The organism is Trinickia sp., assembly GCF_051961175.1.
Lineage (GTDB): Bacteria > Pseudomonadota > Gammaproteobacteria > Burkholderiales > Burkholderiaceae > Trinickia.
The window spans coordinates 1-23,738 of the sequence record NZ_JBQCDN010000236.1 but is presented as its reverse complement, the minus strand read 5'-3'; the positions used below and the strand labels follow the sequence as shown (position 1 = coordinate 23,738).

19 protein-coding genes are annotated in these 23,738 nt (G+C 60.9%); 11 read left to right on the top strand and 8 right to left on the bottom strand.

The window, feature by feature from the left end:
- Positions 1 to 1,760: MHYT domain-containing protein (locus tag ACTHL0_RS14500; protein ID WP_440567481.1), on the top strand; the 1,760-nt coding region annotated here is incomplete at its 5' end.
- A gap of 258 nt (positions 1,761 to 2,018) precedes the next feature.
- Entirely contained in the window at positions 2,019 to 4,511 is a 2,493-nt protein-coding gene (locus ACTHL0_RS14495) for a beta-galactosidase (protein WP_440567479.1), read from the top strand.
- A gap of 214 nt (positions 4,512 to 4,725) precedes the next feature.
- Here the strand turns inward: ACTHL0_RS14495 and katG are convergent, their stop codons facing one another.
- The gene (gene katG, locus ACTHL0_RS14490; RefSeq protein WP_440567477.1) at positions 4,726 to 6,873 is read right to left on the bottom strand and encodes a catalase/peroxidase HPI; all 2,148 of its coding nucleotides are present in this window, start codon (positions 6,871 to 6,873) and stop codon (positions 4,726 to 4,728) included.
- Between the two features lie 144 nt (positions 6,874 to 7,017).
- Positions 7,018 to 7,929, bottom strand: a complete 912-nt coding sequence (locus ACTHL0_RS14485; RefSeq protein ID WP_440567476.1) for a LysR substrate-binding domain-containing protein — start codon at positions 7,927 to 7,929, stop codon at positions 7,018 to 7,020.
- A 123-nt stretch (positions 7,930 to 8,052) separates the two neighbouring features.
- On the opposite strand from ACTHL0_RS14485, the gene ACTHL0_RS14480 reads away from it, so the two are divergent.
- From ACTHL0_RS14480 to ACTHL0_RS14465, 4 genes are all read left to right on the top strand, one after another.
- Complete coding sequence (locus ACTHL0_RS14480) at positions 8,053 to 9,240, top strand: acyl-CoA dehydrogenase (protein WP_440567474.1); 1,188 nt, start codon at positions 8,053 to 8,055, stop codon at positions 9,238 to 9,240.
- A gap of 15 nt (positions 9,241 to 9,255) precedes the next feature.
- Complete coding sequence (locus tag ACTHL0_RS14475; RefSeq protein WP_440567472.1) at positions 9,256 to 10,494, top strand: CaiB/BaiF CoA transferase family protein; 1,239 nt, start codon at positions 9,256 to 9,258, stop codon at positions 10,492 to 10,494.
- Complete coding sequence (locus ACTHL0_RS14470) at positions 10,491 to 11,354, top strand: 3-hydroxybutyryl-CoA dehydrogenase (protein ID WP_440567471.1); 864 nt, start codon at positions 10,491 to 10,493, stop codon at positions 11,352 to 11,354. Before ACTHL0_RS14475 ends, ACTHL0_RS14470 begins: the two co-directional genes overlap by 4 nt.
- Positions 11,355 to 12,296: 942 nt before the next feature.
- The gene (locus ACTHL0_RS14465; protein ID WP_440567470.1) at positions 12,297 to 13,415 is read left to right on the top strand and encodes a porin; all 1,119 of its coding nucleotides are present in this window, start codon (positions 12,297 to 12,299) and stop codon (positions 13,413 to 13,415) included.
- 94 nt (positions 13,416 to 13,509) lie between these two features.
- Here the strand turns inward: ACTHL0_RS14465 and ACTHL0_RS14460 are convergent, their stop codons facing one another.
- The 5 genes from ACTHL0_RS14460 to ACTHL0_RS14440 all read right to left on the bottom strand — a co-directional run bounded on the left by ACTHL0_RS14460 (position 13,510) and on the right by ACTHL0_RS14440 (position 19,037).
- A complete protein-coding gene (locus ACTHL0_RS14460; protein WP_440567468.1) occupies positions 13,510 to 14,205 on the bottom strand; it encodes a GntR family transcriptional regulator in 696 nt (231 codons plus the stop codon).
- A 159-nt stretch (positions 14,206 to 14,364) separates the two neighbouring features.
- Positions 14,365 to 16,014 (bottom strand): bifunctional 3-(3-hydroxy-phenyl)propionate/3-hydroxycinnamic acid hydroxylase, encoded by a 1,650-nt coding sequence (locus ACTHL0_RS14455; RefSeq protein WP_440567466.1) that lies wholly within the window; start codon positions 16,012 to 16,014, stop codon positions 14,365 to 14,367.
- Positions 16,015 to 16,097: 83 nt separating this feature from the next.
- On the bottom strand, positions 16,098 to 17,537 hold the full coding sequence (locus ACTHL0_RS14450) for an aldehyde dehydrogenase family protein (protein WP_440567465.1): 1,440 nt from the start codon (positions 17,535 to 17,537) through the stop codon (positions 16,098 to 16,100).
- 18 nt (positions 17,538 to 17,555) lie between these two features.
- On the bottom strand, positions 17,556 to 18,119 hold the full coding sequence (locus ACTHL0_RS14445; protein WP_440567463.1) for a VOC family protein: 564 nt from the start codon (positions 18,117 to 18,119) through the stop codon (positions 17,556 to 17,558).
- A 63-nt stretch (positions 18,120 to 18,182) separates the two neighbouring features.
- A complete protein-coding gene (locus ACTHL0_RS14440; protein ID WP_440567462.1) occupies positions 18,183 to 19,037 on the bottom strand; it encodes a fumarylacetoacetate hydrolase family protein in 855 nt (284 codons plus the stop codon).
- A gap of 136 nt (positions 19,038 to 19,173) precedes the next feature.
- On the opposite strand from ACTHL0_RS14440, the gene ACTHL0_RS14435 reads away from it, so the two are divergent.
- The 5 genes from ACTHL0_RS14435 to ACTHL0_RS14415 all read left to right on the top strand — a co-directional run bounded on the left by ACTHL0_RS14435 (position 19,174) and on the right by ACTHL0_RS14415 (position 23,002).
- Complete coding sequence (locus tag ACTHL0_RS14435; RefSeq protein WP_440567461.1) at positions 19,174 to 19,755, top strand: amino acid synthesis family protein; 582 nt, start codon at positions 19,174 to 19,176, stop codon at positions 19,753 to 19,755.
- A gap of 75 nt (positions 19,756 to 19,830) precedes the next feature.
- Positions 19,831 to 20,943 (top strand): alcohol dehydrogenase catalytic domain-containing protein, encoded by a 1,113-nt coding sequence (locus tag ACTHL0_RS14430; protein ID WP_440567459.1) that lies wholly within the window; start codon positions 19,831 to 19,833, stop codon positions 20,941 to 20,943.
- Positions 20,944 to 21,094: 151 nt separating this feature from the next.
- Complete coding sequence (locus tag ACTHL0_RS14425) at positions 21,095 to 21,652, top strand: cupin domain-containing protein (protein WP_440567457.1); 558 nt, start codon at positions 21,095 to 21,097, stop codon at positions 21,650 to 21,652.
- A 38-nt stretch (positions 21,653 to 21,690) separates the two neighbouring features.
- Positions 21,691 to 22,272 carry a malonic semialdehyde reductase gene (locus ACTHL0_RS14420; RefSeq protein WP_440567482.1) on the top strand — a complete coding sequence of 194 codons (582 nt, stop codon included), beginning with the start codon at positions 21,691 to 21,693 and terminating at the stop codon, positions 22,270 to 22,272.
- Positions 22,273 to 22,570: 298 nt separating this feature from the next.
- The gene (locus ACTHL0_RS14415) at positions 22,571 to 23,002 is read left to right on the top strand and encodes a sensor histidine kinase (protein ID WP_440567456.1); all 432 of its coding nucleotides are present in this window, start codon (positions 22,571 to 22,573) and stop codon (positions 23,000 to 23,002) included.
- A gap of 115 nt (positions 23,003 to 23,117) precedes the next feature.
- Here the strand turns inward: ACTHL0_RS14415 and ACTHL0_RS14410 are convergent.
- A partial coding sequence (locus tag ACTHL0_RS14410; RefSeq protein WP_440567454.1) for a helix-turn-helix domain-containing protein occupies positions 23,118 to 23,738 on the bottom strand: 621 nt, incomplete at its 5' end.

The following is a 23,738-nucleotide window of genomic DNA, read 5'->3' as shown; positions in this document are numbered from 1 at the left end:
TGGGTGGCGCCATCGCAATGGGGATCGGCATCTGGTCCATGCACTTTATCGGCATGCTGGCTTTCTCCCTACCGATCCCTGTCGGGTACGATCTTTCAACCACGGCGGCTTCGCTGCTGATTGCGATAGTGGTTTCATTTCTGGCGTTGATCACAGTGACGCGGGGGGCACTTTCCCGTGCCCGCCTCGGTGCCGCGGGGACGCTCATGGGCCTGGGAATCGCCGGCATGCACTACACGGGCATGGCGGCGATGCAGATGTTTCCGCCGATTCGCTATACGTTCTGGATCGTGATCGCGTCGGTTGCCATCGCAATAGCCGCGTCGATCGCCGCACTGTGGATCGCCTTCACGCTGCGCACACCCGAGCAGCAAAGCTTCGTCTTCAAGCGTCTGGGCTCCGCGATATTCATGGGACTGGCAATCACCGGTATGCACTACACCGGCATGGACGCGGCGAACTTCGAGGCGGGAAGTATCTGTCGTGCCGCCGGCAAGCTCGACGCGAACTGGCTCGCCCTGTTGGTATCGACGAGTTCGTTCACCGTGCTGATCGGAACGCTGGTCTTCCTCGGGTTCAACACCCGCAGCTTGGCCAGCTCGCTCAGGCGGGCAAACGACGAGTTGCGCCAACGCGGCGCCGAACTCGAGCGGGCAGTCCAGTCGCTGCGCGACAGTGAGAAACGTTTCCGTGCAACGTTCGAACAGGCGGCTGTGGGCATTGCACATGTTGGCCCGGACGGCCGATGGTTGCGAGTCAACCAGAAACTGTGCGATATCGTCGGCTACACGAGGGAGGAACTGTTGTCGCTGACCTTTCAGGACATCACGCATGCGGACGATCTCGACACCGACCTCGCGCAAATGCATCAGATGCTCGAGGGACAGCTCGACACCTACACGCTGGAAAAGCGCTATTTGCAGAAGGATGGCAGCCCGATATGGATCAACCTGACAGTTGCACTGGTGCGTGAGGAGACCGGCAAGCCAGACTATTTCATTTCGGTCCTGGAGGATATCCAGCGCCGCAAACGCGCGGAGGACGAATTGCGCGCAAGAACCGAGGCGCTGCGGCTGTCGCGCGAAGAGCTGCGTCGGCTCTCCGGTCACGTCCAACAGGTGCGCGAAGAAGAAAAGACGCGCATCGCGCGCGAATTGCACGATGAGCTGGGGCAGCAGCTCGTCGCATTGAAGATGCTGGTGGCGCTGGCCGAGCAAACGCTGGGCGGCGTAGTGCCGCCGTCGCCCGCGCAAGCCTTGCAGGGCGTGTATGTGTCGATCGATCAGATGGTCGAATCGGTGCGGCGGATCGCGGCGGACCTGCGGCCCGTCATGCTTGACGATCTCGGTCTCGTTCCCGCCATCGAGTGGCTCGTCAACCAGTTCTCTGGGCGTCACAAGCTGCGCGTCGTCACGAACATCGATGTAGGCGGGATCGACTTCAATCGCGAGAGCGCGACCACCGTCTATCGTATCGTTCAAGAGGCCATGACCAATGTGGCCCGCCATTCGGGGGCGACCGTGGTGCAGCTGGACATCGTTCGCGAGGATCCGCATTGCGTCATGCGCATCGCCGACAACGGCCATGGCGCCGCGACCGAAACACGCGTCAGACGCAATTCGCTCGGCCTTATCGGGCTGCGCGAGCGTGTCGCGCGGCTCGGCGGCGACCTTCAGATTGTTACGGCATCGGGGGCGGGCTTCACGCTAACTGCCACCTTGCCGCTTGCGGCCGTGCAAGCTACGGTGCAGCCCCACTGAAAACGTCCGTGCGCAACACGCGGCTTGACGTCCTTGCGTGGAGCGACGCTTTCGGCCACCTGCCGAAAGAACCGATTTCACGCCATGTTGCCCAATCACGACGTCGAACGCGAAACGCTCTTGATATAGCGATGCTGTGTCGTTTCCCATTTATAGAAACATCGTCCCAAAACGTTGACGATCTCGAATCGATCGGACTAGCCTCCCGTCTGCTCGCCACTCGGCGGCGCCGAGAGAATCAACGGATACGTAGACGACATGGAAAAGCAGACCGGTTCGCTGTCGATACAGCCGCTCATCGCAGACGGCGTTGCTGTACCCGCTGTTGCCGCCGCCGCGGGCGCTGTGACGGCCTTGACGACCGACCTGACGGTCGACGGTTCGGCGACACCTTCGGCGCCAGAGACCGGATGGTTGGAGATGGGCACATCGCAGGCGCCGGACGGCCAGACGCTCACGGTCAATAACCAGTATCTGGTTAAGGATGGCAAGCCTTGGCTCCCCGTCATGGGCGAAATCCACTATTCGCGCGTCCCGCCGGATCAGTGGGACACCGAGCTCGCGAAAATAAAAGCGTCCGGTGTCAAGATCGTGGCGATGTACGTGATCTGGAGTCACCATGAGCCTCAAAACGGCCAGTTCGAGTGGTCCGAAGGCAAGGACCTGAAAAAATTCGTCGAGCTATGCGCGAAACACGGTATGTACGCATTCGCCCGAATTGGGCCATGGACGCATGGAGAAGTTCGCTATGGCGGTACCCCCGCATGGATCGTCGGCCAGATGCCCACTCGATCCGACGACCCGGTGTACATGGAGTATGTGAAGCGCTATTACGATCAGATCGGCAGGCAGCTTCAGGGGCAATGGTGGAAGGATGGTGGCCCGGTCATCGGTATTCAGTTGGAGAACGAGTACAACCTGACCGGTCCGCTCCAGGGGGCAGGCCATATCGCGTCGCTCAAGAAGCTCGCACTGGCGGCCGGGCTCGATGTTCCGCTCTATACCGTGACCGGCTGGGACAACACCGTATTCCCGCATCGCGAAGTGACACCTGTGTTTGGTGGATATCCGGACGAGCCGTGGGGGATCGACGACAAGATGCACCCGCCGTCGGAAACCTATGCCTTTCGTTTCACAAATCGGGTCGGCGGCAATCTGGGTGCACAGACCACGAACCCAACGGCTGGCGACGCAGATAAAGTCGTTGCGCACACACCGTTCCTCGGCGCCGAATACGCGGGTGGTCTGCCTGCCATGTATCGTCGTCGCCCCGTTGTTGCCCCTGACGACATCGGTGCCATGCTGCCGGTGCAGATTGGGTCCGGCGTGAACCTCTACGGTTACTACATGTACCACGGGGGACGGAATCCTCCCGGTGAGCTCCACCTGCAGGAATCCACCGCATCCGGCGGCTACAATGATTTGCCGACGATCAACTATGACTTCCAGGCCCCATTCGGCGCCAACGGCGAGCCTCATGCCGTTCTCGGCAAGATCCGGCCCGTGCATGCCTTCCTGGATGAGTGGGGGCAAGATCTTGCGCCGATGAGGGTGTCCGAGCCGGATGTCATGCCGCAGTCGGTGGCCGACCTTAAGTCGCCGAGATTCTCGCTGCGGTCGAATGGCAACAGCGCCTTCCTCTTCGTCAATAATTACGTGCGCCAATACGAAATGGCGCCGCAAAAGGACGTCCGCTTCTCGGTCAAGCTCGCGAACGAGACGGTCAGGGTGCCGTCAGCGCCGATCACCATTCCGACCGGCGCATACTTCATCTGGCCTGTCGAGATGGACCTTCAAGGCGTGGTGCTCCAGTATGCGACCGCGCAACCGGTGACGAAGGTGGATACGCGTGATGGCCCAGTCTTCGTGTTTCATGAAATCAAGGGAATCTCCGCCGAGTTTTCCTTTGCTCCAGAGGCTACGATCGAACACGCAGATAGCGATCTCGCGTTATCGAACGTTTCTGAGCCAAGTCGTGTGACACTGCAACCCGGCGCGATGGTTCAAGTGCGATCAAAGGCGGGGGCGATCGCTCGAATTTTGATGCTGTCGAATGATCAGGCCGAAAAGCTTTCCATCGTTGATGTGGGCGGACGTCGTCAGCTCGTACTCGCGGAGGGTCAGCCATTCGTGGAAGCGGGAAAGCTCGTTCTCAGAACGACCTCACTATCGGGCTTTCATTTCGGATTGTTCCCTGCGCCTTCGCACGCGCTCACGGGTAGCGCTCCCGTCGAGAAAGTGGCCGCAGGCCAGGGTGACCACCCGCACTTCGAGTGGTACTCGTCGGCTGTGCCGCATTCGGACCTGCCTGTCATTGCTGAACCGCTGCGGCCGGCAGGTACTGTGCCGGCGGTCGCCATGGGTGGTCTCGCCAATGCGGCCATCGAGCCGTACCCGGGGACCTTCGGCAAGGCTGCGGCGTGGAAGATCGAGTTGCCGGAGAATCCGTTGGCGGGCCTCAGCAACGTTTATCTTTCGATCTCGTACGTCGGAGACATAGGCAGGCTGTTCGCAGGGACATCGTTTATTGACGACGATTTCTACAACGGACTACCGTGGCATATCGGCCTGAAACAGTTGCCATCCGTTCTTTCAGCGCCCCTGACGCTGACGGTGCTGCCTCTGCGCGACGATGCACGCGTCTATATCGATGAAACGTACCGTCCAAAAGCCTCCGACGGAGGGCAGACGGCAGTCTTGAAAGAGGTGAAGCTGATTCCCGAGTTCGAACTCAAGACCTGGGGATACTGAGAGTCGATGGGGGGATCGCGGACGGCGTGAGCAGCGGGTAGATGACAGACTTCGCCCCGCGGCGAACGCCGCCGCGGGGTGAACCAAGCACTCAGATTCCGGTGTGGCGTATCCAGCGCGCCAGGCCTTCGACGTTGAGGGCCGTCCCCGCGATCAGATCACAAGGACGAAGCCCATCGAACGACGAAAGCGGCGCATGTGACGCGCCTATCGATCAAGCAAGATCGAATCGGCCAAGGTTCATCACCTTGTTCCAAGCCGCGACGAAGTCCTGGACGAACTTCTCCTTGCCGTCCTCGCTGGCATAAACCTCGGCATAAGCGCGCAATACCGAGTTCGAGCCGAAGATCAAGTCGCTACGCGTGCCCGTGAACTTCACGGCGCCCGTCTTGCGGTCCCGGCCTTCGAAAACTTCGGCATCGCTGTCGATCGGTGCCCACACCGTGCTCATATCGAGCAGATTGCGGAAGAAGTCGTTGCTGAGCACGCCGATCTTATCCGTGAACACGCCATGTTTCCCGCCGTCGAAGTTGGCGCCAAGCACACGCAGGCCGCCGACCAGCACCGTCAACTCGGGGGCCGTCAGCGTCAGCAACTGCGCACGATCGACCAACAGCACTTCCGTCGGTGCGCCGCCCTTGCCGTTCCGATAGTTGCGGAAGCCATCGGCCTTCGGCTCGAGCACCGCGAACGATTCGATATCGGTCTGATCCTGCCGGGCATCGACGCGGCCCGGCGTGAACGGCACGTCGATTTGCACGCCCGCTTCGCGTGCCGCCAGTTCGACACCCACGCAGCCGGCCAGCACGATCACATCGGCGAGCGACGCCTTGCCCGACGCCTTTTGAATCTCGGCCAGCTTGGGCAGCACGGCAACCGCGCGGGCGTTGACTTCCCAGTCCTTCTGCGGTGCCAGCGCGAGACGCGCGCCGTCGCTGCCGCCGCGCTTATCGCCGCCGCGGAACGTGCTGGCCGAAGCCCAGGCAGCCGACACGAGCTCGCCGACGGACAGATTCGCCCCAGCAATTTTCGCCTTGAGATCGGCGATGTCGGCCGGCGTCGGATTGTGCTCGGCCGAAGGCAACGGGTCCTGCCAAATCAGATCTTCCGCCGGTACTTCGGGGCCGAAGTAGCGCGCCTTCGGACCCATGTCGCGATGCGTGAGCTTGAACCATGCGCGTGCGAACGCGTCGGCGAACGCCTGCGGATCTTCGTAGAAGCGCTTCGAGATTTTGCCGAATTCGGGATCGAAGCGCAGCGTAAGATCGGTTGTCAGCATCGTGGGCTTGTGGAACTTGCCAGCGACGTGCGCGTCGGGAATGATCTCCGGCGCGTCCTTCGCCACCCACTGCTTGGCGCCGGCCGGCGACTTCGTGAGCTCCCACTCGTACTTGAACAGGTTCTCGAAGAAGTTATTGCTCCACAAAGCGGGCGTTTTGGTCCACGTCACTTCGAGACCGCTCGATACGGTGTCCTTGCCGTGACCTTGGCCGAAGCTGCTGACCCAGCCGAGTCCCTGCGCTTCGATCGGCGCACCCTCGGGCTCCGGGCCTTTATGCGATTCGGGCGCTGCGCCGTGAGCCTTGCCGAATGTATGTCCGCCGGCGATCAAGGCGACGATCTCTTCGTCGTTCATCGCCATGTTGTTGAACGTGGCGCGGATGTCCTTGGCGGCCGCCATGTAGTCGCCGCTGCCGTTGGGGCCTTCGGGATTGACGTAGATCAGGCCCATATGGGTCGCGCCCAGTTCGCGATCGAGCGTGCGATCGCCGGTAAAGCGCTTGTCATCGGCCAGCCACTTCGTTTCCGCCCCCCAGCTCACATCGAAATCGGGCTCCCACACATCTTCACGTCCCGCCCCGAAGCCGAACGTGCGAAAACCCATGGATTCGAGCGCCACGTTGCCGGCCAGGATGAACAGGTCTGCCCAGGAGATTTTCTGTCCGTATTTCTGCTTGATCGGCCACAACAGGCGCCGCGTCTTGTCGATGTTGACGTTGTCAGGCCAGGAGTTCAGCGGGGCAAAGCGTTGCTGCCCACGGCCGCCACCGCCTCGTCCGTCCGACGTGCGGTAGGTGCCCGCCGCATGCCACGCCATCCGAACCATCTGCGGCCCGTAATGCCCGAAGTCGGCCGGCCACCAGTCCTGGCTGTCGGTCATCAACTTGACCAGATCCGCCTTCAACGCGCGATAGTCGAGCTTCTTGAATTCTTCGGCGTAGTCGAATTGCTGGCCGAGCGGGTTCGACCGGTTCGAATGCTGGTTCAGCAGGTCCACACGCAACTGGTTGGGCCACCAATCCTTATTGGCGGCGCCGGCGCCGGCAACATGGTGAAAAGGACATTTTGCTTCGGTTGTCATTGACATCTCCTGGTCGGGGGCTGCTGTTAGTCTGTGGGCAGACGTTACCGGGTCGCAGTCGATATATCAAATTAATTTGCGTTAACCGTTCGATAGGGAACAACGATGTGGCCGGGTTTCCCTGTCGGGTGTGCACAAGAGCGTTCATCCCAACCCCAACGGCTCCCGATAGATCCGCGCCTGCTCGTCGATCCACTCGCGGAAAGCCGCTAGCGGCGCACTGTCCGATTTCTGTTCCGGATAAATGAGGTAGTACGACCGGTCGCTCAGATAGTCATGCTGAGCGATCGGAATCAAAACGCCACGCTTCAATTCGTCCTCGATCAGCAGGCGAGGCAGCAGCGCGATGCCGATTCCCTGAATGGCCGCTTCCGTGTGCATCGAGAACAACTCGAATTTCGGCCCCGACATATCGCCTTCGACCCGCATGCCACGCGACGCAAACCAGTCGCGCCACGCATAGGGCCGCGTGCTTTGCTGCAGCAGCCGATAATGCGACCAGTCGGAATCCTTCAGCTTCCGGCGCGGTGAAATGAGGTTCGGGCTGCACACAGCGATGAGACTTTCTCTCATCAGAAACCGGCTGCCCGTACCTGGCCATGTCGCGGGACCCGCATAGAGCGCGGCGTCGAAATCGGTGTCTGCGAACAGAAACGGGCGCGTGCGCGTCGTGAGGTTGACGGTGATGTCCGGATGGGCCTCCATGAACGTCGGCATGCGTGGCAGTAGCCACTTGGTCGCGAATGTGGGCACCACGGCGACTTCGATCGTGCCCCCGGTGCCGCCGCTGCCCATCAATTCGACGGTGTCGCGTTCCACCTCATCGAGCCGAGCGGCCACCTTGCGGCTATAGGCCAGCCCCGCGTCAGTCAATGCCACCCCTCGCCGATCGCGTCGAAACAGCTTCAGACCCAGAAAGTCTTCGAGTGTGCCGATTTGTCTGCAGATAGCGCTTTGCGTGACGGCCAGCTCATCGGCCGCTTTCGTAAAGCTCTGGTGGCGCGCTGCCGCCTCGAATGCGGACAGGGCAAGTGTGGACGGAATCTTTCGGCGCATGGCATTGTCCTTCGAGCGACTGATTTGTGCGATTTTCGCACAGGTGGCTGAAAACAAATCGGTTGATCGAGCGAAGGGACGGGCGGTAAATTGACGTCACGATCAATTCCACTCGAGTCAGAAATGAGCCAACAGCACAAGTCCTCGTCGTTTCAATGGGATGACCCGCTACTGCTGACGCAGCAGTTGACCGACGAGGAGCGGATGGTCGCCGAATCGGCGCGGGCCTACTGCCAGGAGCGCTTGGCACCGCGCGTGTTGGAGGCATTCCGCAATGAACAGACCGACCCGGCGATCTTCCGCGAGATGGGGGACCTCGGGCTGCTTGGCGTGACGATTCCCGAAGCCTACGGCGGCGCGGGCCTCAACTATGTCAGCTACGGCGTCGTTGCGCGCGAAGTGGAACGCGTCGATTCGGGCTATCGCTCGATGATGAGCGTTCAATCGTCGCTTGTGATGGTGCCGATCAACGAGTTCGGCAGCGAAGCCGTCAAACAGAAATATCTGCCCAAGCTCGCGGCGGGCGAATGGATCGGCTGCTTTGGATTGACCGAGCCGAATCATGGTTCGGATCCCGGCAGCATGGTGACGCGCGCACGAAAGGTGGCGGGCGGCTACCAACTGACCGGCAACAAGATGTGGATCACGAACAGCCCGATCGCCGATGTGTTTGTCGTCTGGGCGAAAGACGACGAAGGCGCGATTCGTGGCTTCGTGCTCGAAAAAGGTTGGAAGGGGCTGTCGGCCCCGGCGATTCACGGCAAGGTGGGATTACGCGCATCGATTACCGGCGAGATCGTCATGGACGAGGTGTTCTGCCCGGAAGAAAACGCTTTCGCCGAAGTTCGCGGCTTGAAGGGGCCGTTCACGTGTTTGAACAGCGCCCGCTACGGGATTGCCTGGGGCGCACTCGGCGCGGCTGAGGATTGCTGGCATCGCGCCCGCCAATACGTGCTCGATCGTAAGCAATTCGGCAAGCCGCTCGCGGCGAACCAACTGATTCAAAAGAAGCTGGCCGATATGCAAACCGAAATCACGCTCGGGCTGCAAGGCTGCTTGCGGCTCGGCCGCATGAAGGATGAAGGGACGGCCGCCGTCGAGATTACGTCGATCATGAAGCGCAACTCGTGCGGCAAGGCGCTCGACATCGCTCGCATGGCGCGCGACATGCTCGGCGGAAACGGCATTAGCGATGAGTTTGGCGTCGCCCGCCATCTCGTGAATCTGGAAGTCGTCAATACGTACGAGGGGACGCACGACGTCCATGCGCTGATTCTCGGGCGCGCCATGACCGGCATCGCCGCGTTCTAATCGCCGCCGATGGCCATGAACGATACCTTGCAACCGGGCGCGCTGGCGGGCGTGCGCGTCCTCGATCTTTCCCGCGTGCTCGCGGGCCCGTGGGCAGGCCAGTTGCTGGCCGATCTCGGCGCCGACGTCGTCAAGGTAGAGCGCCCGGGCGCGGGTGACGACACGCGCGCTTGGGGCCCGCCGTGGTTGAACGATCCCGAGGGCAATTCGACGGGCGAATCGGCCTATTACCTGAGCGCCAACCGCAATAAACGATCGGTGACGATCGATATTTCAAGTGCGGAGGGGCAGAGCCTGGTCCGGCGGTTGGCAAGCAAGGCGGATGTCGTGCTCGAGAACTTCAAAGTGGGCGGCCTGGCCCAGTATGGGCTCGACTATGCCAGCCTCAAAGCGATCAATCCGCGGCTCGTCTATTGCTCGATCACGGGGTTTGGCCAGACCGGCCCTTACGCGTCGCGCGCCGGTTATGACTTTCTGATTCAGGGCATGGGCGGGCTGATGAGCTTGACCGGCCGTCCCGACGGCAGCGAAGGCGCTGGCCCGATGAAGGTCGGCGTGGCGCTGACCGATATCATGACGGGTCTCTATGCGACGGTTGCTGTTTTGGCAGCGTTGAAGCGTCGCGAGCAGTCCGGTGAGGGCCAGCATATCGATCTTGCCCTACTCGACGTGCAAATCGCGTGCCTCGCGAATCAGGCGGCAAACTATCTCGTGGGTGGTGTCGTGCCTCAACGCATGGGCAATGCGCACCCCAACATCGTGCCGTATCAGGAGTTTCCGACAGCCGATGGATACATGATCGTAGCTGTCGGCAACGACAGTCAGTTTGCGAACTTGTGCAAGACGCTAGGCAAACCGGAATGGTCCAGCGACGAACGGTTCGCCACGAACCCGCAGCGCGTGAAGTACAGGCGTGAACTGATCGCGTTGATTCACGGCGAGACGGTGCGCCGTACGACCGACGAATGGGTGGCGGCGATGGAAGCGGCGGGCGTGCCGTGCGGCCCGATCAACACGCTCGACCGTGTATTCGCGGATCCTCACGTGCAAGCCCGCGGCACCCGCGTCGAGATGCCGCATCCGTTGGCGCAGGACGTCGCGCTCGTCGCGAATCCGATTCGACTGTCGGAGTCGCCGGTGCAGTATCGGAACGCGCCGCCGACGCTCGGGCAGCATACGGAAGCGGTGTTGTCGGATTGGTTGGCGGCGACCGCGATGGAGATCGACGCTTTGCGTACGAAGAAAGCCATATGAACGTACAGACGGTAGGAATTGTCGGCGCAGGACAAATGGGGCGAGGCATCGCACAGGTCTGCGCCGTCGCCGGATTGAACGTCATCCTCAACGACATCGGCGACGAAGCGATACAGCGCGGATTGCTCGGTGTCGAGTCAGGCTTGCGACGCATGGTGTCGAAGGGAACCCTCTCGGACGCCGAGGCTGGTTCGATGCGCGCGCGAGTGCGCGGAAGTGTCGATATGCACGATTTCGCTGACTGCGAGCTGGTCATCGAGGCTGCGACCGAGCGTTTACAAATCAAGCAAGACATTCTCAAGGCGCTCGATGGCATCGTTCGGCCCGATGCCATCATCGCGACGAATACGTCATCGGTATCGGTCACGAAACTCGGGGCCGTGCTGGCTGACCCTGGCCGCTTTCTGGGGCTGCATTTCTTCAACCCCGTACCCGTCATGGAACTCGTGGAAGTCATTCGTGGCTTGCAGACGAACGATTCGACGTTCGATACGGTAATCGGGTTCGCAAAGCGCATTGGCAAGACGCCGGTCGACGTGAAGAACTCGCCGGGCTTCGTGGTCAACCGCATTCTCGTGCCGATGATCAACGAAGCGATTTTCGCGCTGCACGAAGGGCTCGCGAGTGCCGAGCAGATCGACGCCGGAATGACGCTCGGGGCGAATCACCCGATCGGGCCGCTCGCATTGGCTGACCTCATTGGCTTGGATACGACGCTGGCGATCATGGACGTGCTGTGCCGTGATTTCAACGATCCGAAGTATCGGCCTGCGCCGTTGCTCAGGGAGATGGTCGACGCAGGCTATCTTGGACGAAAGAGCGGGCGTGGCTTCTACGATTATTCCGATGCCCGGGCGTGAGCAGGGCACCGACATGTCGATCGAAAATGGGCCCGGTGTCCTGTTACGAGCGTAATCCGATGGACGCCATGCAACGCGTTCGCGCCAACGCAGCCGCTGCTGTCAATGCCGAGGACGCGTCAGTCTGGCGGTGGTTCTCCGCGTTGCTGGAGGAACGCCGAATCCGCTGGCGCTACATGTTCGATAGCTGGGTGGTGAACGTCGATCGAACACGCGTTGCCACCGAGCGGACCTTCTACGACGCAATACGAGCGGCCAAGGACGAAGCCGATCGGCGTGGACTGGGACGTTCTACCGAACGGTCACGAACGTGCAGGACGCGTTCCGGCATTTCTCAACTCGAGCAGCAGCCTCATAGCGATTTTCATTCCTGCTAGTGCCCTGTCCCGCAAGTTCCTTTGATATGAAATCGCCCATTTGACCGCCAGGCGGCGTCGCTCGTCGTTGCCATAGCTACGGCTATGGCGCCTCCTCGCTTCTGGCCTGACGGCCAAATGGACAATTTCATTTATCAAAGAACTTACGGGACAGGACACTGGTCTCACTCGAACTCGCACCTTCGGTGCCGAGCGCGTACTGCCACGGCATGATGGATGTCGTGACATAGCCGGTCCTGCAGCAAAACGCAGCGTGTCATAGCGTTTCCCCTTCGCCCTCATCCCGTCTCATTCCTCATCGTGGTCACCACCTATGCGAGGCCCTTGCCCTCTGCTCGCGATGTGACACGCCTCTCGCTCTCGCTTTCGCTTTTTCTCCTGCAAGTTCAGTCCCCCTGTCGTCCTCCGCAACGCACACACGCGTAAACACTGAGCACGATTTGCCCACAGCGGCATTGACCAGCACAGCTGTTTTGGTGGAATATGCATAAAAACATATAACGTGGATTGTTTGTTGATTTGTGCGGTAAATATCATCCAGGCAATACGATCGGAGGAGACGAGAGTGAAGAAGCGCATCATGGCTGCGGCGACAGTCGCAGTGGGAACGTGTGCGGGCATCGTGCCGAGTGCGCACGCTCAAAGCAGCGTGACGCTCTGGGGCTTGCTCGATGCAGGGGTGTCCTACATCAGCAATATCGGAGGGCATTCCGCATGGAGAATGGACGACGGCATCGCGCTGCCGAACCTGATGGGGTTCAAGGGTACGGAAGACCTCGGTAACGGTACCCGGGCGATCTTTCAGTTGACGACACAGTTCTCTCTGAATGGAACGCTCGTTTCTCAGAAGTCGAATGGCAGTGGCTCGGGAGTCGGGCTGTTCGCGCGCAATGCATGGGTGGGCATCGATAACGATCGGTACGGCAAGCTCACGCTCGGGCGCCAATACGACTTCATGGTCGACACGCTGTTTGCGGATGTCGGCGCCGATATGGCGATGTATGGCGGTGGCTTTTATCAGTTCCGCGATGGCCCATTCGCCAAGCTGGGGATCCCCGATTCACCGCCGGACGAGGCATTCGATTTCGATCGTATGAACGGCGACACGCCGTTGAATAATTCGGTCAAATACACAAGCCCGCTCTTCGGTGGGCTGCGGTTCGGCGGCATGTATGCCTTTGGCGGTACAGCGGGTGATTTTCGTCAGAATAGTGCGGACAGCTTCGGTGCGAGCTATACGACCGGCCCGTTTGCATTCGGTGCAGCCTACACGGACGTCCGTTATGCGGCGATGCTCGGCGACAGCATTCGCAATTTCGGTGTCGGGGCGAAATACAACGGGCAGAAGCTGCTGTTGACGGCGCTCTTCACCAACACGCGCAACACGCAGAACGGCGCTGCGGTGAACGCTGCGGAAGTCGGCGCACTCTATCGCTTTACAGCGGCCTTTTCGACAAGCCTCGCCTATACCTACATGTGGGGCAACGCGGGAGTGGATCACAATCACGCACATCAACTCGGCGCCGTTGCCAAGTATTTTCTGTCCAAACGTACCGCGGTGTATATGCAGGGTGCCTATCAGTTGACCAACTCGGGCGCCAACGCAGTCATCAACGGGACGTTCGGTCCGTCGAACGGGCGCTCGCAGTTCATCGGCCGGATTGGCATGCAAACGGTGTTCTGAGGACGCGGATAACGGCAAGGAAAGGCCATGCCTTGCCTTGCCGTTATCGCTACGAGGCAAGCGCCGCGCGGTTGATGACCCGCGCGGCGTTTGCTTATTGGACAGACGCCAATTGGCGCTCCAGCGCGCCCGCGACACGAGTCAATGTCCCTTCGATATGCTTGCGCAGCAGACGCGTCGCTTTTTCCGTGTCTCGATCGATCGCCGCCTTCATGAGCGCTTCATGTTCGCTGTTTTTATGGCGCTCTTCCGTTCGATGCCGTGCGGAGTAGCGGCGATAGCGTTCGGCGCGATCGAAAAGCGAGCCGACCATATTCGAGAGTAGCGCGCTGGGTGTCGCCGATAACAACGCCATGTGATAGGCGCGATGACGTTCAGACCAATCGTCGTCCAGCGCGACGGGGCCTGAGCCAAGGCGCTTTTCCGCAAGGCTCAGCCGATGAAAAGCCGTGAGCACCGCCACTTCCCATTCTTCGTCGCCATGCGCGATCGAATCGCTAAGTGCCTCGAGCTCAAGCAACACGCGTACCCGCGTGATGTCCTTGAAATCGTCGATGCTGATGGGCGCGACCCAGAACCCGCGGTTTTCCGTCGCTTGGACGATGCCGTCTTGCGCGAGCCGGTTCAAGGCTTCGCGGATCGGCGAACTGCTCAGTCCGTATGCCTTGGACAGGCTTTCAACCTTGAGCCGGGTACCGGGCGCGAGTTCGCAGCGGATGATGGACGTCTTCATCCGGGCGAAGGCGACGTCGATCAACGGTACACCGTTCGAAGCGGGTGTCGATTCCATGGGCGTGGATGGGTTAGCTACGGATTTGTCGATGAGATGGATTTTATGCGCAAAATGCGAGCGTATGCAAGATCGAAATGTTCGCCAGCAGAAACAAAAAAAGCGCGAGGGCCACCGGCCACTCGCGCTGCGTGGGTTGTACTGTCGTTGTACTGTCGATCAAGCGCAAGCAGCGGCTGTCGGATTTTCGTGTGCTTTGCCTGCTCGCAGCGCAGCGGACAACTCACGGATCATCGCGACTGCGTCTTCCGCTTTGCGGCAGGCTCCGTACACATAATGATCGGGCCGCACGATGACAGCGGCAAAATCATGCCGTTGCATCCAGCTGACGAGTACGCCATCGACATCCTGATAGGCATACGACGGCGCGTCAGACGTAAGCGGCGCTGTCCCAATCACGACCCACTGCAACGGAATATCGCTCAATGCACGCCATTCCTCGACCATGCGCTCGATGATGGCTGGATCGGTGTCACCCTCGACGACGATGCGAAACGACATCCCGGTTGCTTCGTCGAGCAGGCATTGGCGGCCGTCCCGCGTTTTGACGAGGGGTTGAGGAAACAATTGACCGCACGGGATGTCATTCGATGCGGACAGGAGGCCGCTGCTTAGCCCGGGAATCAACGATTGCCGGACGGTCCCGCGCGGATTAGCCGCCATTTCTTCGAGTAAGCGTTTGTCCCGCTCGCGTGCCGCTGCCGGATCGCGCTCGCATATCAGCTTGCCGAGCGATTTGGTGACGAGCGTGGTCTGCTTCACATGCGGTAGCCGTTCTTCCTGATAGGTGTCGAGCAGGTCGGGGCTGGCCGCACCCCGGCTCACAAGGTCGAGCTTCCAGACGAGGTTGGCCGCATCGCGAATCCCTTGGCACATTCCCTGTGCCAGGAACGGCGGCGTCATGTGCGCGGCATCGCCGAGGAAAAATACGCGATCCGATCGCCATTGGCGCAGGACCAGGGCGTGGAAACGATACGACGAGGCACGCCAGATGTCGTATTCGCTTTCGTCGAGCCAGCGTGAGATGAGCCGGCGAACAAATGCCGGTTCCATCACCTGCGCCGGCGTTTCGTCGGCATTGATCATGAATTCCCAGCGCCGAACCTGCCCGGGACCGACCACGAACGTGCAAGGACGTTCGATTTCGCAATATTGGACATTGGTGGCCGGGAGGGTCGTGCCGCATCCCTCCTTGAGGACGACGTCGACCACGAGCCATGGTTCGTCGAAGGCGAGGTCTTCCATTTCCAAGCCGAGCCCCATGCGAATCGGGCTGGCTCCGCCGTCGCACGCCAGCACATAGTGCGATCGGTAGGTGCGCGGCACCGTTGGCGAATTCGGCCCATTCGACTCATTCGGCCCGCTTGGTGGCTCGACGACCGTAACCGATGCCCCGTCCTCACCCGACGTGACGGCCTCGACTTGTGCGCCGAGCTTGATCGTCACCGAGGGGAAGCGGGCGAGATTGTCGCGCAGGATCCGCTCGATCTGCGGCTGCATGAACACGTAGTTGGGTGCCCAGCCAAGTTGGAACGGCGGTTCGGCTGCCTCGATACGGCGAATCACGCTCGAATCCGTCGTGCGATATTCGGACGGCCGATAGGGCATCACGTACGGTGCGATTTTGTCGGCGAGTCCGAGATCGCCGAGGATCCTCATGATTTCCTGATCGAAGCCCATGGCGCGCGGCTTATCGAAGATCGTCAGGGACTTTTCGAGCACGAGCGTGCGCAGCCCGGCTTCGCCAGCCAGATTGGCCGCTACTGCGCCAACTGGCCCGAGCCCGACGATGATCAAATCGAAATCCACGTCTCCTCCTTATGGAATGCTGTTTCGCAAGCGCGAGCGTGGCGGCGCTTGCAAGGCGCCGGCCGTCCTGGCCGGCGCGTCTATTAATCGAAGTATGCCTTCGTGTAAGCGGTTTTGACGGTCGTGAAGAAATCGACCGCATACGCGCCTTGTTCGCGTGGGCCGTAGCTCGACGCCTTCGTCCCGCCAAATGGCACGTGATAGTCGACGCCGGCGGTCGGCACGTTCACCATCGTCATCCCGCTCTTCACATGTCGCTTGAAATGCGTCGCGTGTTTCAGCGAAGTCGTGCAGATGCCTGACGAAAGCCCGAACGGACTGTCGTTCGCGACGTCGAGCGCTTCTTCGTAACTGTCCACGGCGATGGCGCATGCAATCGGGCCGAAGATCTCTTCCCGTGCAATGCGCATTCTCGGTGTGGCATCGACAAACAGCGCAGGCGACAGGAAGTGGCCGCGGGTCTCTCTCTTGAGGCGCTGCCCGCCGCAGGCGAGCTTCGCGCCTTCGCCCTTGCCGATGTTCAGGTAGTCCTCGTCGTGGCGTAACTGCGACTCGTCGACAACGGGGCCGATCTGCGTCTGCGGATCGAGCGCATGGCCGACTCGTAGCGCTTCCACGGCTTCCGTCAGACGAGAAACGAACCGTGAATAAATCCCCTTTTGCACGATGAAGCGGGAGGAGGCGGTGCACCGTTGTCCTGTCGAATAGTAGGCACCCTGAACCGCGCAATCGATTGCGATGTCGAGATCCGCATCGTCGAGTACGACGAGCGGGTTCTTGCCGCCCATTTCGAGCTGCATGCGTTTGAATTGCTGAGCCCCGCGTTGCAACAGCGTGCGTCCGGTTTCGACCGAGCCTGTGAACGACATCGCATTCACGTCGGGGGAGGCGACGATCGCATTGCCGACGACGCTGCCGCGCCCCATCACCAGGTTAAACACGCCTGCGGGAATCCCGCTGCGCGAAATGATCTCGGCCAGTGCCCATGCCGATGCGGGTACGAGATCGGCGGGCTTGAATACCACGCAGTTGCCGTAGGCGAGCGCGGGCGCGATTTTCCACGCTGGAATGGCGATCGGGAAATTCCAGGGCGTGATGATGCCGACGACGCCGACCGGCTCGCGTGTGACTTCGACGTCGACGAGTGGACGAACGGACGGCAGTTTTTCCCCACCCGTGCGGAGCACTTCTCCGGCGAAGAATTTGAAAATTTGTCCGGCGCGAGCCACCTCCGCCATCCCTTCGGCGAGTGTCTTGCCTTCCTCGCGTGACAGTAACGTGCCGAGTTCGGTTTGCCTCGCCAACAGTTCGGCGCCGATGAAATCGAGTGAGTTTGACCGTGCCTGGATGCCGCTATGCGCCCATGCTGCTTGCGCAGCACGTGCCGCGTCGATGGCTGCTCGCGCGTCGTCGGCGTCGGCCTGAGCATATTCCCCGATGACGTCGTCCAGGTCTGAGGGATTGATGTTGTTGCGGGATGCGACGCTTTCGCGCCACTGGCCGCCGATGAAATTGCGCTTCATGTGAGGACCCGGTGGGACTTAAGCATCGAATGCCACGCGCTGGGCGGCAATCCGCTCGCGCATTTCGGCAATCCAGGCGTCACGCGACAAGAAGCCGGGACGGCGCAGACACATGGCTTCGGTCTGCTTCAGGATTGCGTCGATCGACAGATCGAGGTCGAGCGGTTCGCGGCACGGTTGTGCGGTGAAGAACGGGCTGTCCACGTACAACTCGATCGGGTTGCCCTCGGGATCCTTGAAATAGATCGACCAGGCGTTGCCATGGTCGACTTGCTCGATCCCTTTCACCCCGGCTTTGACCGCTCGCTGGTAGTACGACTGCAAATCGCCAAGCGAATCGAGCAGCAGCGACAACTGATTGACGGGGTTGAACGGCAGGTCGGTCGGTTTTCCGTCGAAGAGGACGAGTTGATGATGAATCTCGGGATCCTGCGTCATGAAGTACAGACGATGGCCGGTCGAGGCGACACCCCTGTCGCTGATGACGAAGCCCAGGAATTTCCGGTAGTAGTCGACCATCATCTCGAGGTCGCTGCAAAAAATCCCGCAGTGCGTGAATTGAATTTTCGGCAAGGCTGCCATGGCTGTCTCCGGATGTCTCGTTGGCGTTTTATTCAGATGTTCGGTATTCACACGTCCACGTTTTCACGCTTCGTCTGCGACGGGATTCGACAGCGTGCCGACGCCAGGAATGACGACGTCGAACGTATCGCCGGGCTTGAGGAAGACCGGTGGCTGACGCTTGAAGCCGATTCCGCTCGGGGTGCCCGTAGCCAGAATATCGCCCGGTTGCCAGTCGAGGGCCTGCGAGACGTAGGCGATCAGCGCCGGGATGTCGAATGCGAGCTCGGAGAGCTGGCCCGTCTGCATGTGTTCGCCGTTGAGCAAGCCCTCGATCGAAAGCGTTCGGTAGTCGGGGATTTCGTCCGCTGTGACGAGCCACGGGCCGAGCGAGCCCGTGCCGCGGAAGTTTTTTCCCATCCCGTACTGGTGCGTATGAAACTGCCAATCACGCACGCTCGCGTCGTTGAAGCAGGTATAGCCGGCGACGTGGTCCATCGCGTCTTCCGCTTTGATGTGCGAACCGCCTTGACCGATCACGACCGCAAGCTCCGCTTCGAAATCGAAATGATCGGACACGCGCGGGCGGATGATCGGTGCGCCGTGCGCAACGAGCGTTTGCGCGAAGCGATGAAAGATGACCGGGTACTGTCCGACGGTGCGTCCCGCCTCGGCGGCGTGCGCAACATAGTTGATCCCGACGCAAATGATTTTGTTCGGACGGGGAATCACGGGCTCGAGCTCGACCGCCGCAAGCGGGAAGTCGCTGGCCACTGCCGCATTGACGAGCCGTCGCGCTTCATCCAGCGCGGCCGCATTCGAGACGAGCGCCGCGAGATCGGCGACCGCCGGCAGCCGCTTCGCGAGATCGACGACGCCTTCACCCTTGACTGCGCCGAATCCCGCTTGGTCTTGATGTCGGTACGAGACCAGTTTCATATGTTCGCTCCTATGGGCATAAAAGATATTTTTATGCATATTACACGGCGATGGATATAATGCAAGCACCGGTGTGCGAGAGGGCACCCGGTGGGTAGCCGAAGTCATCGATACAACCATTTCCTCGGAGCAGCGGATGTCGCTAGTGAATGTAAGAAAGGTCAAGCTGGATGTCGAAGAGGTCTGGCACGAAGGCGGTGAGCGGCTTGGCGAGCCATTGCGGGTGGCCGTGGCGACGGCGATCGTCACGAACCCTTACGCGGGACGGTACGAGCCCGATCTGTTGCCGTTCATGAGCGAGCTGCGGCAGCTCGGGACGGATCTGTCGTCGCGTCTCGTCGCCCAGCTGGGCGGCACATCGAACGTGCAGGCGTACGGGAAGGGGGCGATCGTCGGCGAAGACGGCGAACTTGAACATGGCGCGGTTTGGCATGAGGCGGGCGGCTGGGCCATGCGGGAAACATTGGGCGGCCCGAAGGCGATCGTGCCGTCGGCCAAGACGATCGGTGGAGTGGGAACACGTCTGATGGTTCCGCTCGGCCATATTCAAGCTTCTTACGTCCGCAGTCACTTCGGAACGTGCGAGGTCACGGTGTGGGACGGCCCGCGTCGTAATGAAATCGCCTTTGCGCTGGCCATGGCGACGGGCGGGCGTGTTCATGCTCGGCTAGGCGGATTGCAGGCATCGGAAGTGAAGGGCCTTGATGGCCTGCGGTAGCGTCCAGGTAAACGCTGATTTGTTTTGTGCACAAAAATAAATATCGTGCACTTATCGATAAACAGGAGACAAACGATGACGACGAAGACGATGCGGGCGGCGCGCATGCACCACGTAGGCGAGCCGATGGTGGTGGAGGATATTCCGGTTCCGTCGCCGCGCCCGACCGATGTGCTCGTGAAAGTGAAGGCATGCGGCATCGTGCCGAACCTGGGCAACGTCCTCAGCAATTGGGAGAAGTGGTTTCCTCATCTCCCGTTGCCGAAGCTGCCGGCGATCTTCGGTCTCGATGCGACAGGGGTGATCGAAGAGGTCGGCAGCCAGGTGCATGCGTTCAAGCCGGGCGATCGTGTCTACGTGAACCCCGCGCGCTATTGCGGCGGGTGCCGCGCTTGCCGATCCGGCGAGACGACGGCTTGCCCGTACTACACGTTCAACGGCTACTTTGGATTCAGCCAACGCTCGCAGGCGATTTTTGACGATTATCCGTACGGCGGTCTGTGCGAGTACATGACGGCACCGCAATACAGCCTCGTGAGCATTCCGGACAACCTCAGTCATGAAACGGCCGCGCGCTTCGGCTACCTGGGCACGGCTTATCGCGCATTGAAAAAGGCGGAAGTCGGGCCGAGCAGCACGATTCTTGTGAGCGGCATCAGCGGAACACTGGGCCTTGGCGTTGCGCTCTTTGGACTCGCGATGGGGGCGAAGAAGATCCTCGGTACGGCGCGCAACCGCGAGCTGCTGCAGCGGGTCAAAGCGCTGGCGCCGGACCGTATCGAAGTGATGTCGCTCGATGACGGTTCGGTCAGCGAATGGGCGGCGCGCGTGACGCAAGGTGCGGGCGTCGATGCTGTCATCGACGCATTGGGACCGGGCGCGCCGCAAGAAACGCTGCGCGAGACGTTGAAGACGATGCGGCGCGGCGGCCATCTGATCAACATCGGCGCCGTGGCGGGTGAAGTCCCGATTAACCTGCACTACATGATGGATAACGATCAGCGCTTCAGCGGTTCGGCTTGGTTTACGGCCGGGCAGGGGCAGGAGATGGCCGATATGGTGGAGTCGGGCGTTGTCGATTTGTCGGTGTTCGAGCATTGCACGTTCAAGCTCGAAGACATCAACACCGCACTCGGCGGCATCGAGAATCGCAACGGCGGCTTCAGCAATTACGTGATTTGCCCTTGAGCATGGCGTAAGCGCCTGGTCGTGGTCTTACTTTCGGTGTCGTTGCCGCTGCGCGTGTCGTGGAGCTTGCCGCTGCGACAAGGGATTGGCGGCGCGGTATTGCTACGGCCAGGCGCGGCGCCTTTCCTCATCTCTTGCATCGAGTGTATTCATGGCTATCCGACGAGTGGTAACCGGTCACGACAACAATGGCCGCTCCGTGGTGGTTTCCGATGGCCCAACGCCGCGTACCGTTAACTTTGAGGCGATTCCCGGACACGCATTCGCCCAGATCTGGACGACACCGCCTTCGCCCGTTTTTTCCGCTGGCCATGCGGATCCTACGGAAGGGCAGATCAATTTAGTGCCTCCTGTGGGCGGCACGAGTCTTTTGATCGTCACGTTTCCGCCTGACAGCGTGATGAGCGCGCCGGGCTTCGATCCCGTCGCGGCCGGCGAGGAGTGCGTTGCACGGATGCCTGACCTCGCGCGGACGTTCGAGCCCGAATGCCCGGGGATGCACAGGACCGATACGGTCGATTACGCGATCGTGATGTCAGGCGAAGTTTGGCTGGAGGTCGATGATGGAAACGAGACGTTGCTACGCCCAACGGATGTCGTCGTGCAGCAGGGCACGCGGCATGCGTGGCGCAACAAGAGCGATGCGCCCGCGGTCGTGGCGTTTTTCATGGTGGGCGCTAGCCGTCAGCAGATTGGGGCGGCGTTGTGAGTCCCGCTGAATTGGCGTTCGCGCCTGCGACGGCGCCGCTGGATAGCCGTACTCGCGAGCAATTGTTGACGCATGCGCGAAGTCAGAACGCTTGGCTCCCGCGCCCGGTATCCGACGAATTGCTGCGTGAGGTATACGAACTCGCCAAGTGGGGGCCGACGAGTATGAATTGCTCGCCCATGAGGGTGAGGTTCGTGCGCTCGACGCAGGCTCGTGCACGGTTGCTGTCGGCCGTTTTGCCCGGCAATGCAGAGAAAGTTCGTACGGCCCCCGTTGTTGCGATCATCGCTCACGACACGGCGTTCTACGAGCAACTACCGAAGCTGTTTCCACATCGTCCGAATGCGGGCGATCTCTTTCGGGATCGACCGCAGCTCGCAGAGGAGACGTGCTTCAGAAACAGCTCGCTGCAGGGCGGTTACTTCATTCTCGCGGCGCGAATGCTGGGGCTCGACTGCGGACCGTTGTCGGGATTCGATGCAGGAGCCATCAATTCGCTGTTCTTCGAAGGCACGTCCTTGCGTGTCAATTTTCTTTGCTGTCTCGGCTATGGCGATCCATCCGGTCTATTTTCGCGGAGTCCTCGGTTGGAATTCGACGAAGCTTGCACGATCGTGTAGCGCGTCTTACTAGCAGGCAGGCGAAGCGCAGAGGATTGAGTGGCAGACGGCCAGCTTACGCGCGACCAATCCAGGGTCCACGCGGGTGCTGATGCGGATTGCCAAGTCGATGCGTGCTTCTACCAAGTTGACCGCCCGATCGCCGACGAATAAGTCGAGCTCGACCAGTTCTATGAGAACGGTCAAAGCCTGTCCGACCACGCCACCATTGAGAAGATTGCGTCCGAAGGCGGCTTGGAAGCGAATGCCGTACTACGCCGTTTGCAAGATGGTTCGGCGGTCGCCGCGGCCCAAGCCGATGGCGAACCACCTGCGGCCGGCGGCGCTGAACTTCGGCCTCGTCTCCGCGCTCGAGTGGCTCGCCGATGACTTTTCGCGGCACGGCACGATCTCGTGCGGATTGCAGGTGCAAGGCGCCGAACCGGCGCTCTCCGATACGCGCGCGACGGCCGTGTTCCGAATTGCGCAGGAGGCGCTGACGAACGTGGCGCGTCACGCCGACGCATCGCACGTCGAAATCGTGCTCGACACGACCGGAGAGGTCATCTTGTTAACCGTCGAGGACGACGGCCGCGGCTTCGATGTCGATGCTGCGCGCGGCGGCTATTCCTATGGACTTCAAGGCATGGCCGAGCGGGCGCGGCTGGCCGATGCACAGCTCGAGCTGCGCAGCACCGCCGCGTCCGGCTCTATCGTGCGGGTTTCGTTTCACGCCGAAGTTGCGGGCTGACGAGGAGCGCTGAGGCGATCGGTCCAGCGGCCGCGACTGCCGCCGTTGATCGGGTGGCGACTGAACTGTTTCAAGGGCGATGGCGTAGTGCTTGGGCCGCCATCTATTTTGATGCTCAAGAATCGCTGTGAGAGGGAGTGGCGGCATGGTGCGCCTGCCGCCACTCCCTCGGCGACACGCCACATTGCGCTTTGAAGGCCCGCGACAACGCCGCTTCGCTTCCATAACCGATTTCGATCGCGATCGCCTTCAACGATCTGCCTTGGCGCAATGCCCGCCGAGCCAGCCCGACGCGCCAGCTTTGCAGATAGTTGCCGGGTGTGCACTGAACGATACTTCGAAAGGTCGCGGCGAACACACTGCGCGACATACCGGCGACATCAGCCAACGCATCCAGCGTCCACTCCTTCGCAGGCGCTTCATGCATGGCCACCAATGCCTTCCGCAATTTGGCGTGTGCCATGCCGGCCAGCATCCCGCTTTGGATCTGATCGGTCTCCATCAGATGGCGAAGCAATTGAATCAAAACAATCTCGAACAGCCGGTCGACCATCGCGTGCCGACCGCAGTTATTGCCGAATGCTTCGTTGAAAAGCAACGCCAGCGCATCGCTCGCCCCATCGATCGTTTCCAAAGGCAAGCAAATGACGTCGGGCAACGCCGCCACGATCGGGTTCTCGGCGCCGCCATCGAAGTGCAGATCGGCACACGCTAAGCGAGCGCCGCGCTCGGTATC

Coding starts and splice junctions, on each gene's coding strand:
- ACTHL0_RS14495 (WP_440567479.1), top strand. CDS start 2,019: ATGGAAAAGCAGACCGGTTCGCTGTCGATACAGCCGCTCATCGCAGAC.
- katG (WP_440567477.1), bottom strand. CDS start 6,873: ATGACAACCGAAGCAAAATGTCCTTTTCACCATGTTGCCGGCGCCGGC.
- ACTHL0_RS14485 (WP_440567476.1), bottom strand. CDS start 7,929: ATGCGCCGAAAGATTCCGTCCACACTTGCCCTGTCCGCATTCGAGGCG.
- ACTHL0_RS14480 (WP_440567474.1), top strand. CDS start 8,053: ATGAGCCAACAGCACAAGTCCTCGTCGTTTCAATGGGATGACCCGCTA.
- ACTHL0_RS14475 (WP_440567472.1), top strand. CDS start 9,256: ATGAACGATACCTTGCAACCGGGCGCGCTGGCGGGCGTGCGCGTCCTC.
- ACTHL0_RS14470 (WP_440567471.1), top strand. CDS start 10,491: ATGAACGTACAGACGGTAGGAATTGTCGGCGCAGGACAAATGGGGCGA.
- ACTHL0_RS14460 (WP_440567468.1), bottom strand. CDS start 14,205: ATGGAATCGACACCCGCTTCGAACGGTGTACCGTTGATCGACGTCGCC.
- ACTHL0_RS14450 (WP_440567465.1), bottom strand. CDS start 17,537: ATGAAGCGCAATTTCATCGGCGGCCAGTGGCGCGAAAGCGTCGCATCC.
- ACTHL0_RS14445 (WP_440567463.1), bottom strand. CDS start 18,119: ATGGCAGCCTTGCCGAAAATTCAATTCACGCACTGCGGGATTTTTTGC.
- ACTHL0_RS14440 (WP_440567462.1), bottom strand. CDS start 19,037: ATGAAACTGGTCTCGTACCGACATCAAGACCAAGCGGGATTCGGCGCA.
- ACTHL0_RS14435 (WP_440567461.1), top strand. CDS start 19,174: ATGTCGCTAGTGAATGTAAGAAAGGTCAAGCTGGATGTCGAAGAGGTC.
- ACTHL0_RS14430 (WP_440567459.1), top strand. CDS start 19,831: ATGACGACGAAGACGATGCGGGCGGCGCGCATGCACCACGTAGGCGAG.
- ACTHL0_RS14425 (WP_440567457.1), top strand. CDS start 21,095: ATGGCTATCCGACGAGTGGTAACCGGTCACGACAACAATGGCCGCTCC.
- ACTHL0_RS14415 (WP_440567456.1), top strand. CDS start 22,571: ATGGCGAACCACCTGCGGCCGGCGGCGCTGAACTTCGGCCTCGTCTCC.